Source organism: Lentzea waywayandensis, assembly GCF_900115955.1.
GTDB lineage: Bacteria > Actinomycetota > Actinomycetes > Mycobacteriales > Pseudonocardiaceae > Lentzea > Lentzea waywayandensis.
The window spans coordinates 756236-768957 of the sequence record NZ_FOYL01000003.1; the positions used below are offsets into that span (position 1 = coordinate 756236).

Genomic DNA, 12722 nt, shown 5'->3' on the forward strand with positions numbered 1-12722 from the left:
GTCCCTCCCGGCAACCACCCGACCGGACCACTGCGCCACCCCACACCACCCCAAGATCCCAACTAGGGTGAAAGTCGTGGACGCACTGGATCCCATTGAGTCGGTCAACACCTTCATCGGCACAAAGGACGAGGGCAACACGTTCCCCGGTGCGTCCATGCCGTTCGGCAAGGCGCACTCCAGCCCGATCGGCTCCCACTACGCCGGCTACCGCTACGACGACCAGCAGATCCGGGGCTTCGGGCACTTCTTCCTGTCCGGCGCCGGCTGCTGGGAACAGGGCGGCCTGGTCCCGATCCTCCCGGTCACCCAGCTGCCGCAGAACTTCGACCACAAGCGGTACGCCAGCGGCTACACGCACGACGGCGAGATCGGCAAGCCCGGCTACTACAAGGTCAAGCTGGACCGCGACATCACCGTCGAGTGCACGGCGACCACGCGCGCGGGCGTCGAGCGGTACACGTTCCCCGGTGGCGTCAAGGGCACGCTGCTCGTCAACGTGGGGCAGGCCAACGACAAGGAACCGGTGAGCGCCAGTTCCGTGAGGATCGTCGGCGACCGCACGATCGTCGGAACCGTGGAGACGCAGGCGTTCTGCGGTGGCCGTCCGTACCTCACGCACTTCACCACCAGGTTCGACCGCCCGTTCACGCAGTTCGGCACGTGGGGTCCGACAGGATCCAAGCCGGGCCAACGGGATTCCGCCGGTGGCGCCGGACTGCGGGGCGCCTGGGTGACGTTCGACCCCGGCCCGGTCACGGCCACCACCGCACTGTCCCAAGTGGACGAACAGGGGGCGGCGAACAACCTGGAGACCGAGACCGGCGGCAAGACGTTCGACGACGTTCGCAACGAGGCGCAGGAAGCCTGGCGCGCGGAGCTCGGGTGCGTCGAGATCGAGACCGAGGACTGGGACGAGCGCGCGGTCTTCTACACCGCGCTCTACCACGTGCTGCTCCAGCCGCTGACCGGCAGCGACGCGGACGGCAGGTACCGGGGCTTCGACAACCAGATCCACCAGGCCGATGGCTGGACCTACTACGAGTACTACTCGCTGTGGGACACCTACCGCGCGCACAACCAGCTCCTGGCGCTGCTCCGCACGAAACGCTCCCAGGACATCGCGCGGAGCATCCTGGCCATTCACGAACAGGGCGGTTGGCTCCCGCGCTGGGCGTACGCGAACCAGGAGACGAACTGCATGACCGGCGACCCGGTCACGCCGTTCCTGGTCGACCTCTGGCGCTTCGGCCACCTCAAGGGCTTCGAAGAGCAGGCGTACCAGGCACTTCTCCGCAACGCCGACGGCGTCCCGCCGCAGAGCTCCCGTTTCCAGGGCAGGTCCGGCAACCCGAACTACCTCGCGAACGGATTCGTCCAGTACGACAAGCGCTTCCCGAAGAAGGGCCAGGACACCGACCCGCACCACGGCGCGTCGGCGACCCTGGAGTACGCGCTGGCCGACGCCACGCTCGCGATCATGGCCGCGGAACTGGGCCACGCGGAAGACGCGGAACGACTCCGCAAGCGAGGCCTCAACCACCGCACCCTCTGGGACAACAGCGTCACGGACCGGGGCTTCACCGGGTTCCCACGGCCGAAGCTCCAGGGCGGCGCGTGGCTCACCCCGTTCACGCCGCAGGGCCCGGAAGGGTTCCACGAGGGCACGGCGTGGCAGTACCAGTGGCTCTGCCAGCACGACATACCCGGGTTGATCACGGCGCTCGGCGGCAAGGCGGCGGCCGAGGCGCGGCTGGACGACTTCTTCGCGTACCCCGACCTCCTGAAAGACCCAGCGAAGACCGTCCGCGAGAAGTGGGTCGTGGGGCCGTACGACTACTACAACCAGTTCAGGTACAACCCGAACAACGAGCCCGACCTGCACGCGCCGTGGATGTACGCGCTCATCGGCAAGCCGGAGAAGACGTCGGTGGTCGTGCGAGCCGCGCAGACGTTGTTCGTCAACGGGCCGGCAGGCGTCACGGGCAACGACGACCTCGGCACGATGTCGGCCTGGTACGTGTTCAGCGCGCTCGGGATGTATCCGGCCGTGCCCGGAACCGGCGAGTTCGTGCCACACGCTCCCAAGTTCACGAAAGCCGTGATCCATCTGGAGAACGGCAAGGACATCGTGATCAGGGCGGAGGCGGCCGACATCACGAAGACGCAGGTGGTGCAGCGAATCCGCAGCGGCTGGCGCTCCAGGACGAAGGATCGGATCGAGCTCGCGGAGCTGCGTTCGGGTACCACGCTGGAGGTCGACCTTCACACACTTTCCAATTGAGACGTCAGAACGGTCGTAGTCTCGTGCGATGGGCATCTGCGCGAGCTGTGGCACGGGCTTCGCGCCCCTGCCCTCGCGGGCGCGGTACTGCTCGAACGCCTGCCGTCAGCGTGCCTATCGTCAGCGTTCCGCCGGAACGTCCACTGTGGTCGCGGAGCTGCCCCGCTACGACGACGCGTTCGTCGGCAGGGAGAGCGAGCTCGCGGAGCTGCTTTCGTTGCTGCGCAAGCACAGGATGCTCACGCTCGTCGGGCCGGCCGGGGCCGGCAAGACGCGGCTCGCGGCCGAGCTCGCCGGACGTGCCAGACGCACCGAGGTCCGCACCGTCGAGCTGGGCAGGCTGAGCCGGCCGGAGCAGGTGGTGCAGGCCGTCGCGGAAGCCGTTGGGGTGTACCAGCACGCGGGTGTCGCGCTGCGGACCACGTTGCTCCAGGAGCTGACCAATCGTCGAATCTTGCTGCTTGTCGACAACTGCGAGCATCTCGTCGAAGAATGCTGTGCCGTCGTGGACGCGCTCCTGTCGCGGTGCCCGAACGTGCAGATTCTCGCGACCAGCCGGGAAGCACTGAGATCCATCGGCGAGGTCGTCTATCCGCTGCACGGCATGGAGAGCGACGCGGCGAAGTTGTTCGCCGAACGCGCTGGAACCAGTGGTGACGAGGCCGCGATCGCGGCGATCTGCGCGCGGCTGGACGGCCTGCCGTTGGCCGTGGAACTGGCCGCGAAGCTCTCCAGGTCCGTGCCTCTGTCCGAGCTCGCGGACCGCCTCGACCACCGGCTCGACCTGCTCAGCGACGCCGGGGAGCAGGCACGGCACCAGAGCCTGCGCGCCGCCATCGCGTGGAGCCACGACCTGCTGACCACACCCGAGAAGGAGCTGTTCCGGCGGCTCGCCCTGCTGCCGGGCGGGTTCGGGCTGGAGATCGCCCAGGTCGTGCACGGCGGCGCGGTGATCGGCCTGCTCACGGCGTTGCAGGCGAAGTCGTTGGTGGCACGGGAGAACGACGGCCGGTTCCGGATGCTCGAATCGGTCCGCCTCTACGCCCAGGAGCGCCTCGAAGAGCACGGTGAGCGCGAGGTGACGGCCGAACGGATCATCGCCTGGCTGTGCGAGAAGGGCGAACCCGCCGTCTCGTCGTCGATCCTCACGCCGGAGCAGGTGAAGGCGCAGCACCAGGAGTACGACAACGTGACGTACGCGTTCGCCCATCTGGTGGCATCGCGGGACGACCGGCGGCTGATGCTCGCCACGATGCTGCTCAGGGTGTGCTTCGACCGCGGCTACTTCGCCGAGGCCGGCGCGGTGCTGATGCAGGTGCTGGACCGGTCGCCCGCCGACGCCCGCTACCGCATCCTCGCGTTGGAATACGCGTCTTTGCTGGCGGGCCACGAGCAACGGCACGACGAGGCGGTGAAGTACGCCATCGAGGCGGTCGAGACCGCCGAGGCAGGCGGGCAGGACCTGATCATGTGCCGCCTCTTCCGGACGTTAGCGAGCGCTTACGACGGCATGGGCGACGTGGTGAACACCGCGTGGGCGTTGCGCCAATCGATCCAGCACGGCGTGCGCAACGGCAACGACGTGAGTGTCGCTGTGTCCAGCCAGAACCTCGGCTGGCGGCTGCTCGTCCAGGGTGACGTGGACGCCGCCGCCGTCCTGATCGAGGGCGCGTTGCCGGTGCTCAGACTCCATGCACGGCAGGACGTCGTGGCCGTCGCCGTGCACACGTCGGGCTGCATCGCGTTGGAACGAGGGGACTTGGCGGCGGCCGGCGCCCGGTTCGCCGAGAGCGCGCGCATGACGGCGACCACACCCCGGGCGGTGCTGGAGTCGGTCGAGGGCCGCGGCCTGGTAGCGATGCTGTCCGGACGCCACGAGCTCGGCGTGCGGCTTCTGGCCGCCTGTCAGCAGATGCGCGCGGCGTGGGTCGTTCCGTCCGAAACGTGGTGGCGGCGGAAGATGGGCGCCGCACTGGACCTCGCACGGGAATCCCTGTCTCCAGCGGCTTTTCAGCGGGCGCTCGGTGCGGGCCGGGCGATGGACGTGCGGCACGCCCTGGAAACCGCGCTGGACAAGGAGATCGTGCAGGACCCGGTGCTCAGCGACCGGCAGCGCATGGTCGTCGAACTGGTGGCGCGGGGCCTGACGAACGCGCAGGTCGCGGCCAAGCTCGGCATCTCGCACCGCACCGTGGAATCCCACGTGCACAACGTGAAAACCGTGCTGAATCTTTCGTCTCGCGCGCAGCTCTCGGCCTGGGCCCAGTCGCGCTGACGCGTCCAACTGAGACGTAACGCTGCGGTTCATCCGGATGACTTCCCGCCCCCTGCCGTTCATTGTGAGTACAACGACGGAAGGGGAGGGGTGACGTGGAACCGTTCCGCCTGCTGCACCCCGACCTCGTGCCCCAGCAGCGCGAGTCGTTGCAGCACGCCGCGTCCACGCTCGTCCAGATGGGGCTGGACGACACGGTGCTCTCCGCGTCGCCCGTGCACCAGCGGCTCGCGCGCGTGGTGCTGGCCAGCAGCGGCGTCATCGAGTGGACGCCCGGCTACTGGGTCCAGGACAACGCCCTCGACGAGCGCTTCGGCGTCGTCCGGGTCGGCGGCGACCGCGGCGGGATCTTCCTCTCGGGCGTCCTGATCGCCTACCTCGACGTGCTGGAGAACGCGGCCAGGATGGGCACCTCGATCACCGAGGACTCCTGGCGCACCCTGCTCTGGGCCCCGACCGCGCTCTTCGACCACGTGCTGCGCCGCCCCCAGGTCGGCATGACCGTCGTGACGCCCGGCTGCGGCGCCGAGGACCTGCCGTTCGAACGCACCCAGGCCGGGCAGCGCCTCTACCTCGCGCTGATGCAGGCCGTCCGGTTCGCCGTCAGCGGCGTCCTGCGTGCCCAGGACGACCGCACGCTCGTCGAGGATTGCGTGACGCTCGCGACCGCGTGCCTGCGTGCCGCTGCGGTGGCGCTGGCGTTCGCCTGCGACGTCCCCGGCGACCCGGCGCTGCCGGCCGTGGAGACCGCTGAGCACCGCTACCTGTGGCAGGTGATCAGCGAGGTCCGCGCGGCCGTTCCGAGGGCCCGATTCGAGCAGTTCGCGGCCGCTCTCCGCAGGTTGAACGACGTGTACACCGCCTGCCCGTTGCTGGTTGCAGGCGGCTGACCTCGTTCGTCTCGACTTGGCTTCGACTTTCGTCTTTCCGCCACGCGAACCAGCAGGTGCTGACCTACCGTCTCGTCCATGACGGAGGAACGGTCGGCGGTCGTGGTGCGGGACATCCGCAAGAGCTACGGCGAGCTGAAGGCGGTGGACGGGGTCTCGTTCACCGTGGCCGAAGGCGAGTTCTTCGGCATCCTGGGGCCCAACGGCGCCGGGAAGACCACCACGCTGGAGATCGTCGAGGGGCTGCGCAAGCCCGACAGCGGTGAGGTGCGGCTGCTCGGCGAGAGCCCGTGGCCACGCAACGTGAAGTTGTTGCCGCGCATCGGTGTTCAGCTCCAGGCGACGTCGTTCTTCGACAAGCTGACGGCCAAGGAGCAGCTGCAGACGTTCGGCTCGCTCTACGGCGTGAGTCACGGCACGGCCGCGGACATGCTGGAGCTGGTCGGCCTCGCGGACAAGGCGAACGAGCAGGAGAACAAACTCTCCGGAGGTCAGCGCCAACGGCTCTCGATCGCGTGCGCGCTGGTGCACGACCCGGACATCGTGTTCCTCGACGAACCGACCGCGGCGCTCGACCCGCAGGCCCGCCGCAACCTCTGGGACGTGCTGCGCGCCATCCAGGAACGCGGCAAGACCATCGTCTACACCACGCACTACCTGGACGAGGCCGAGATCCTCTGCGACCGCGTGGCCATCATGGACACCGGCAGGATCCTCGCGCTCGACCCGCCGGCCGTGCTGGTGCGCGGTCTCGACGCGCCGACCCACGTGACGCTCCAGAAGGGCGTTCTGTCCGTTGTGGACGCTTCCGCTCTCGAAGGTGTCGACGAGGCGCACGAGGACGAGGTGTCGCTGACGCTCTCCACGCGCCGCCCGGCTCCCGTGCTGTCGGCGCTGGCCGAACGCGGCGCGCTCGACGGCCTTCAGGTCCGCACGGCCACCCTCGAAGATGTTTTCCTCAACCTGACCGGTCGGGAGTACCGCGCGTGAACGCGTTCAAGACGCTCTCGGTGGCGATGCTCAAGGGATTCCTGCGGGACAAGGTGACGTTGTTCTTCACCTTCTTGTTCCCGTTGATGTTCCTCGTCATCTTCGGCCTGATCCTGCGCGACGTCGGTGCGGACAAGACGCGGATCGCGGTGGTCGGCGACGGCCCGATCGTGTCCGCGCTGCGCGACAGCGGTGCGCTGGAACTGGAGCCGTACAACGACGAGAGCTCCGCCGTGCAGAAGGTGAAGGACGGCGACCTGCCCGCCGCGCTGATCGTCCGCGGGCAACAGCTCGACGTGCGGTTCGCGCAGAGCGACCAGGTCAAGTCCGCGACCGTGCTCGGCATCATCAACGGGTTCGTGGACAAGGCGAACCTCGCCGCGACCGGTCAGCCGCCGACCTTCACGTTCGCCGCGGAGAAGGTCGAGGACGCCTCGCTGAAGCCGATCCAGTACCTGACGCCGGGCATCCTGTCGTGGGGTGTGGCGGTGTCGGCGGTGTTCGGCTCGGCGCTGACCCTCGTGTCGTGGCGCCGCAAGCAGGTGCTGCGGCGCATCCGGCTGGCACCCGTCTCAACGGGTTCCGTGCTGTCCTCGCGGATCCTGGTCAGCGCCGGCGTCGCGCTGGTGCAGGGCGTGACCTTCATCGGCATCGCGTCACTGCCGGTGTTCGGGCTGAAGCTCTCCGGGCAGTGGTGGCTGGCGATTCCGTTGCTGCTGCTGGGAACCGTCGCGTTCTTCGCGCTCGGCATGCTGGTCGGCGCGTTCGCCAAGACCGAGGAAGCGGCGTCGGCGGCCGCGAACATCGTGGTGCTGCCGATGGCGTTCCTGTCCGGCACGTTCTTTCCCGTCGACCAGGCGCCCGCGTGGCTGCAGACCGTCTCGAAGATCTTCCCGTTGCGGCACATGAACGACGGCATGCTCGACGTGCTGGTGCGGGGCAAGGGGATCGAGGCTTTGGCGATGCCGGCGGCGATCCTCGTCGGCTTCTCGCTCGTCGTCGGATTCGTGGCCTCCCGCGTCTTCAAATGGGAGGAATAGACAGTGTTGGATTGCCGCGCCTCCGGCGCGGCGGAGGGTTCGCCTTCAAGTCGGTCGTCCGGCCGAATCGCTCACGAACCCTCAGGGTGGTTGCCGTGTGCCGCCGGTCACGGTTCATGATGGGGAACCATGACGTTCTCCAGCGTGGTCGGACGGTTCCGCATCCTCGCCCTGGCCGAGGCCATCTCCTGGGCGGGCCTGCTGCTCGGGATGTTCTTCAAGTACGTCGTCGTGCAGAACGAGATCGGCGTCAAGGTCTTCGGCCCGATCCACGGCCTGATCTTCGTCGGCTACGTGCTGGTGACGCTGATGGCCGTCGCGCCGCTGAAGTGGGACGCGCGCACGACGGTCCTCGCGCTGTTCGCGAGCATCCCGCCGTTCGGCACGGTGATCTTCGAGCGCTGGGCCTCGAAGACCGGCCGCCTCAGCGAACCAGCCGCCGAACAGCTCTGAGCTCCACCTCGGGGTCGCCGTCGTGGTAGATCCGCTCGGACTCCTCGATGTTGTCCAGGAACTCCTGGTACTTCACCGCGTTGTGCAGGTGTGACGCGCGGCGGGCGACGTCGAGCGCTTCGAGCGGACGGCTGTCCGGGCGGTGCGCGAGCCACGCCTCGCTCCACACCTTCCGGATGTGGTCGTGCAGTTCGGGCCCGGCGTACTCCATGGCCCGGCACGCGTCGAGCGCCGGATGGCCCCACACGGCGTCGGACCAGTCGATGACCTCGCCGCTGCGGCGCCAGTTGCCGGGGTGGAAGTCGCCGTGCGTCAGCGTGTCCGGCAGCCCGAACGACGGCATCGGCACGGTGGTCGGACGCAGCCGCGCCGCGCCGGCCAGCGCGTTCTGCACGGCCACCCAGCGCGGCACGATCAACTCGACCTGCTCCGCCGTGACGGGCCAGCACTTGTCGCCCGGCGCGTCGGCGAGCAGGATCCGGTGCGGCGCCGAGGCGATCAGCGTGGGGACCAGCGTCGGGTCGTGCGCGCCGACCATCTCGATCACCGCGCCCTCGTCGGCGAAGAACGACGGAATGGCCTTCAGCCACACCGGGCCGTTCGCGGTGGGCAGCCGGTGCACGGTCGAGAGGTTCCACGTGCGGACCTGAACGGACGGGCCGGTGCGTTCGACGTGCGTGTCGGCCCACGCGATCAGCTCGGAAGGGCCGCCCAACCGTGCGTACGGTGCGAGGAACTCCGCGTCCGCCTCGGGCTCCTGTGCCGGGTGCAGCTTCGTGCGGTCGGGCTCGCCGTACGCCTCGACGTGGTAGGTGACCAGGCCGTCCTGCGGCACGGTGCCGCCCTCGGCCGAGATCAGCCTGAGCACGTTCGTCCGGACGCCCAGGTGTGCTTCGAGCACCTCGTTGACCGGTTCGACGTGGTACCAGTCGCGGGTGGGCACCGGGAGCGCGTCCGTCCGGCCCGCGAACCCTCCGGGCGCGCTGACCAGGGCGATGATCTTCCGTGCCGTCACGTGGTCACCAGTTCTCTGACGGTCCTGAGCTCGTGCGCGGGGTCGTTCTCGTGGTAGATCCGCTCGGAGTCCTCGATGTTGTCCAGGAACTCCTGGTACTTCACGGCGTTCAGCAGGTGCGAGGCGCGCCGGGCGGCGTCGAGCGCGTCGAGCGGGCGGCTGTCCGGACGGTGCCGCAGCCACGCCTCGCTCCACACGCGACGGATCAGGTCACCCAGTTCGGGCGGGCAGAACCCGATGAGCCGGCCGGCGTCCAGTGCGGGATGGCCCCAGACGACGTCGGACCAGTCGATGATCACGCCACCGCTGAACCAGTTGCCGGGGTGGAAGTCGCCGTGCACCAGCGTGTCCGGCAGTCCGAACGACGGCATCGGCACGACGCACGGCCGCACCCGAGGCGCGCCCGCCAGCGCGTGCTGCACCGCGACCCAGCGCGGCACGATCTCCTCGACGTGCTCGGGCCTGGTGTTCCAGCAGTCCTCGCCGGGAGCCTCACCGAGCAGGACTCGCAGCGGCGCCGAGGCGATCAGTCCGGGCACCAGGCCGGGGTCGTGCGCGGCGACCATCTCGATCACCGCGCCCTCGTCGGCGAAGAACGGCGGGACGGTCTTCAGCCAGGCGGAGCCGTTCGCGGTCGGGAGCCGGTGCACGCTCGACAGGTTCCACGACTTGACCTGCACGGCCGGGCCGGTGCGTTCGACGTGCTCGTCGGCCCACGCGAGGAGTTCGGACGGTCCGCCCAGGCGGGCCCACGGCAGTCTGCGCGGAGCGTCCGGGGCGGGCTCTTCCGCCGGGCGGAGACGGGTGCGGTCAGGTTCGCCGTGCGCCTCGACGTGATAGGTGACCAGACCGCCGCCGGGTGGGTCGCCGCCCTCGGCGGAGATCAGTCTGAGCACGCTCGTCCGGACGCCCAGCAACCGTTCCAGCGCCGCGTTGACGGGTTCGGTGTCGGCCCACCACGGTGACTCGACCGGGATCGCGCCGGTCCGGCCCGCGAACCCGCTGGGGCCGCTGACCAGGGCGATGATCGACCGTTCCGTCACGCGACCATCATCGCGGGACGATCAACCGGATTTCAGTCCTCGAAGTCGCCGCTGGCCCGGCGGACCTTGGCGAGCAGGTCCGTGAGCTGCTCGGTCTGCCGGTCGGTCAGGCCCTTGAGACCCAGGTTGACGTCGACGACGGCCGCGGTCGCGCTCTCACGGCGCTGCAGCCCCGCGTCGGTGATCTCGACCAGCGTCGTGCGGCGGTCGGTCGGGTGCGGCGTGCGGCGCACGAGGCCGTCGCTCTCCAGCCGGTCGACGATGTTGGTCACGCTCGTCGGGTGCAGCTGGAGGCGCTCGCCCATGACCCGCATCGGCAGCGCGCCCTTGCGGGAGAAGTAGAGCAGCACCAACGCCTCGTAGCGCGCGAACGTGAGTCCGTGCGGCTTGAGGGCTGCGTCCACGGCGGACTGGATGATTTGCTGGACACGCATGACGCTCGTGACGGCGGCCATCGATGTGGAGGAACCCACCCGGTCGTCCCACAGTTCGGCCGCGCGGGCGATCGGATCGAACGGCAGCGGTGTCATGGGCACCGAAGCTACCAGTCAGTACCACCCGTGGATCACCAGGAGGCACGTGTGCTTGTCGCGTTCAGTGTTGCTCCGTCCGGTTCGGACGAGACAGGAGGTGTCGCGAAGGCAGTCGCCGAGGCGATCCGGGTCGTGCGGGAGTCCGGCCTGCCCAACGAGACGAACGCGATGTTCACCCTGATCGAGGGGGAGTGGGACGAGGTGATGGACGTGGTCAAGCGCGCGACGGAAGCCGTGCAGGCCAGTGCCTCGCGCGTGTCTCTCGTGCTCAAGGCGGACATCCGGCCCGGCTACACCGGTCAGCTCAGGGCCAAGGTCGAACGGGTTGAGGAGCACCTCGCCGACACGCCATGATTCGGGTCCGCCGCCGACCGTTGGGAGTCGAGCGGAGGCGTGTCTCGTGAGATTCGTGATCACCCTGCTGGCCGTGGTGCTGGCGATCGCTCCAACAGCTCATGCCGGGCCGTCCACCAGGTGGGACAACATCGGTCCGAACGGCGCGGGCGGATATCTGGCGTTCGCCGGGAACGTCGCCTACGTGTTGCCGGGCGCGGGCCAGCAGGTGTTCCGGTCCGGCGACCGGGGCCGCAGCTGGCGGCAGGGACGGCTGTTCCCGGAGATGCGCGGTGCCGCGGTGGCGGCCGATCCGTCGCGGCCGGACACCGTGCTCGTGGCCGGGTACGAAGGCGGTGGCGGTGCGGGCGCCGTGCTGCGCTCTGTGGACGGTGCCGGGACTTTCTCGGTCGCTCTGCGGACGCCTTCCGAGGTGCAGGACGTGGCGTTCGGCGGTGGCTTCTCGTACGCGGCTTCGGCCGAGGGGGTTTATCGCGGCGTTGGCGGGCTTGGGTGGTCGTTGCTGCCCGGCTCGCCTGTCGACGCTGAGGACGTGCAGGTCGTCGGGGCTGATGTCGTTGTGGCAGCCGGTGGCGTTGTGCACGTGTTGAGGTCTGGGCGGTGGACTGCCACGAGCGTGCCGGCGGACAAGATCACCTCGTTGGGCGACGTCGTGGTGGCGCGGAAGTTCAGCGGTGGCGTGCACCTGTCGTTGGACCGTGGGGCTTCCTGGCGTGTGGTCACAGGGCCGTGGACGGCGTCGTGGATCTTGTATGGCGGGATCACGGCCAACGGCTGGATTCAGGTGCAGACGCTGGACGGGCACTTCATCAGCTCGGACCTCGGGGCGTCCTGGAAGCGGACCGACGCGGTGGAGCGGGTCGACGTCTACACGGAGATCGGCAGCTTCGCCGACCAGCCCGAGTGGCAGTGGGTCTACGGGAGCGGCGGCGTTTACGCGACGGCTGACCACGAGCACTTCAAGCGGGTCGGGGTGCCGGGTGCGCACGTGCTGTCGCTCGCGGTGGCCGGGCGTTCGCTCGTGGCCGGGACGATGCAGGGCTCGTACCGGACCGATCTGCCGGTCGTGACGCAGGAGTGGGACTTCGACGGATCCGCGCCTCACGCGGTGGGCAACCGGATCGGGGCGCTGGCGGCTCGGGACGGGGTGCTGCTGCGCGGCCGCAACGCCTATCGAGGGTCGTTGGACACGATCTTCGTCGAGCGGTCGCTGGACGAGGGGCGGACGTGGGTGACGACCGCGACGGTGCCGGGCAACACGCGTTCGCTGGTGTTCGGACCGGGTTCCCAGGTCTATCTGGGCGCGTACCTGGTCAACGCGTTCTACGTGTCCTTCGACGGCGGGCTGTCGTTCGTGCAGCGGGTGCATGGCGCGTTGCGCGGGATTCGGACGGTCGCGGCTGACGCTTCGGGTGTCTGGCTCGCGGACGCCGGTGGGCTGTACCGGTCGACCGATGCCGGGGTGACGGTGAAGCAGGTGCTGCCGGGACGGATGAACTCGGTGCTCGTAGACCCGCGCGATCCGCAGCACGTGGTGGCGGTCGGGCAGAACTCGGTGTTCGTGTCGTTCGACGGGGTGTCGTTCTCCGAGGTGCGTGACGTGTCGGCCGAGCAGTTGTCGGCGGTCGCCATGGGGCCCGATGGCGTGCTCTACCTCGGCTCGATCGCGTTCTCCGGTTCCAGCAAAGGGGTGTTGCGGTCGCTGGACGGTGGCCGTTCGTGGAGCGTGTTCGGGGGCCCGGAGGTGGAGCGTGGCGTGGAGGCGTTGCTCGTCTCCTCGGATGGCCGAACGCTCTACGCCGGCACGGTGAGCGGATCCGTGCACCGGCGTTCGCTGGGTTAGCG

The 12722-nt window shown here is 69.1% G+C and carries 11 protein-coding genes; 8 read left to right on the forward strand and 3 right to left on the reverse strand.

The features are described from left to right. The first annotated feature begins 76 nt into the window (after positions 1 to 76). From BM417_RS14275 to BM417_RS14300, 6 genes are all read left to right on the forward strand, one after another. Positions 77 to 2284 carry a GH92 family glycosyl hydrolase gene (locus tag BM417_RS14275; RefSeq protein WP_245821910.1) on the forward strand — a complete coding sequence of 736 codons (2208 nt, stop codon included), beginning with the start codon at positions 77 to 79 and terminating at the stop codon, positions 2282 to 2284. 28 nt (positions 2285 to 2312) lie between these two features. Next, the gene (locus BM417_RS14280) at positions 2313 to 4559 is read left to right on the forward strand and encodes a helix-turn-helix transcriptional regulator (protein ID WP_093592875.1); all 2247 of its coding nucleotides are present in this window, start codon (positions 2313 to 2315) and stop codon (positions 4557 to 4559) included. 95 nt (positions 4560 to 4654) lie between these two features. Beyond that, complete coding sequence (locus BM417_RS14285) at positions 4655 to 5449, forward strand: hypothetical protein (RefSeq protein WP_093592878.1); 795 nt, start codon at positions 4655 to 4657, stop codon at positions 5447 to 5449. Positions 5450 to 5527: 78 nt separating this feature from the next. Then, on the forward strand, positions 5528 to 6439 hold the full coding sequence (locus BM417_RS14290) for an ABC transporter ATP-binding protein (RefSeq protein ID WP_093592881.1): 912 nt from the start codon (positions 5528 to 5530) through the stop codon (positions 6437 to 6439). Further along, positions 6436 to 7479 carry an ABC transporter permease gene (locus tag BM417_RS14295; protein ID WP_245821911.1) on the forward strand — a complete coding sequence of 348 codons (1044 nt, stop codon included), beginning with the start codon at positions 6436 to 6438 and terminating at the stop codon, positions 7477 to 7479. The genes BM417_RS14290 and BM417_RS14295 overlap by 4 nt, the downstream gene beginning before the upstream one ends. Positions 7480 to 7608: 129 nt before the next feature. After that, positions 7609 to 7932, forward strand: a complete 324-nt coding sequence (locus tag BM417_RS14300; RefSeq protein ID WP_093592884.1) for a DUF3817 domain-containing protein — start codon at positions 7609 to 7611, stop codon at positions 7930 to 7932. Here the strand turns inward: BM417_RS14300 and BM417_RS48655 are convergent. The 3 genes from BM417_RS48655 to BM417_RS14315 are packed head-to-tail and all read right to left on the reverse strand — an operon-like array spanning position 7904 to position 10520. Next, positions 7904 to 8947 carry a phosphotransferase gene (locus tag BM417_RS48655; RefSeq protein ID WP_218164465.1) on the reverse strand — a complete coding sequence of 348 codons (1044 nt, stop codon included), beginning with the start codon at positions 8945 to 8947 and terminating at the stop codon, positions 7904 to 7906. The genes BM417_RS14300 and BM417_RS48655 overlap by 29 nt on opposite strands. Beyond that, complete coding sequence (locus BM417_RS14310; RefSeq protein ID WP_218164466.1) at positions 8944 to 9990, reverse strand: phosphotransferase family protein; 1047 nt, start codon at positions 9988 to 9990, stop codon at positions 8944 to 8946. The genes BM417_RS48655 and BM417_RS14310 overlap by 4 nt, the downstream gene beginning before the upstream one ends. 32 nt (positions 9991 to 10022) lie before the next feature. Continuing rightward, the gene (locus tag BM417_RS14315) at positions 10023 to 10520 is read right to left on the reverse strand and encodes a MarR family winged helix-turn-helix transcriptional regulator (protein ID WP_093592887.1); all 498 of its coding nucleotides are present in this window, start codon (positions 10518 to 10520) and stop codon (positions 10023 to 10025) included. Between the two features lie 51 nt (positions 10521 to 10571). Here BM417_RS14315 and BM417_RS14320 point away from each other — a divergent pair, with 51 nt between their 5' ends. Next, complete coding sequence (locus BM417_RS14320; protein ID WP_093593744.1) at positions 10572 to 10877, forward strand: MTH1187 family thiamine-binding protein; 306 nt, start codon at positions 10572 to 10574, stop codon at positions 10875 to 10877. A gap of 55 nt (positions 10878 to 10932) precedes the next feature. Next, complete coding sequence (locus BM417_RS14325) at positions 10933 to 12720, forward strand: WD40/YVTN/BNR-like repeat-containing protein (RefSeq protein ID WP_093592890.1); 1788 nt, start codon at positions 10933 to 10935, stop codon at positions 12718 to 12720. Positions 12721 to 12722: the final 2 nt, after the last annotated feature.

What these genes read in the sequence shown, in the direction of transcription:
- BM417_RS14280 (WP_093592875.1), top strand. Translation starts at nt 2,313, where the DNA reads ATGGGCATCTGCGCGAGCTGTGGCACGGGCTTCGCGCCCCTGCCCTCG.
- BM417_RS14290 (WP_093592881.1), top strand. Translation starts at nt 5,528, where the DNA reads ATGACGGAGGAACGGTCGGCGGTCGTGGTGCGGGACATCCGCAAGAGC.
- BM417_RS14300 (WP_093592884.1), top strand. Translation starts at nt 7,609, where the DNA reads ATGACGTTCTCCAGCGTGGTCGGACGGTTCCGCATCCTCGCCCTGGCC.
- BM417_RS14315 (WP_093592887.1), bottom strand. Translation starts at nt 10,520, where the DNA reads ATGACACCGCTGCCGTTCGATCCGATCGCCCGCGCGGCCGAACTGTGG.